Source organism: Pseudomonas sp. 30_B (assembly GCF_017491605.1).
GTDB lineage: Bacteria > Pseudomonadota > Gammaproteobacteria > Pseudomonadales > Pseudomonadaceae > Pseudomonas.
Genome location: NZ_JAFGYY010000255.1, coordinates 1 through 481, shown reverse-complemented (window position 1 = coordinate 481; position 481 = coordinate 1). Strand labels below are relative to the sequence as shown.

The window sequence follows — 481 nt, the reverse complement described above, 5'->3', positions numbered from 1 at the left end:
CTCTTCGCGCGCGCGGCGCAGACGATCGAGCGCGTCGTCGCCGGCGCGAGCTATCTGACGGTGCGCGTGTGCGACGCCGATTACGACGCGGCGCGCGAGCAGTTCGGCCTGCTTGCCGACGCATGGCGCCGGCAAGGGCGCAACGTGCCCGTCGATGTCGTCGTCGAGCCGCGCGTCGCGCGCGGCACCTGCGTGTGCGAATCCGATTTCGGCACCGTCGACGCGAGCCTCGATACCCAGTTGAACGCGATCCGCGCGGCGCTCGCCCGCGCGCTCGACGACGCGGGGCGCGCATGAACGCGCTGGCCGATCTGTCCCGCGTCGCCGACGCGATGGCCGCCCGACTCGCGATCGAGCCCGCCGTCGGCATGACCGGCAAGGTGCTCGAAGTGATCGGCACGCTCGTGCGCGTGGTCGGCCTCGAAGCGACGCTCGGCGAGCTCTGCGAGCTGCGCGGCGCGTCGGGCGCGCTGATCCAGCA

At 73.0% G+C, this 481-nt stretch carries 2 protein-coding genes; both read left to right on the top strand.

All coding sequences use genetic code 11. The features are described 5' to 3' along the window. A partial coding sequence (locus tag J5M67_RS28165) for a FliH/SctL family protein (protein ID WP_207888640.1) occupies positions 1-297 on the top strand: 297 nt, incomplete at its 5' end. Then, positions 294-481 (top strand): hypothetical protein (locus tag J5M67_RS28160; protein WP_207888639.1); only part of this gene is annotated, 188 nt, incomplete at its 3' end. The genes J5M67_RS28165 and J5M67_RS28160, both read left to right, overlap by 4 nt.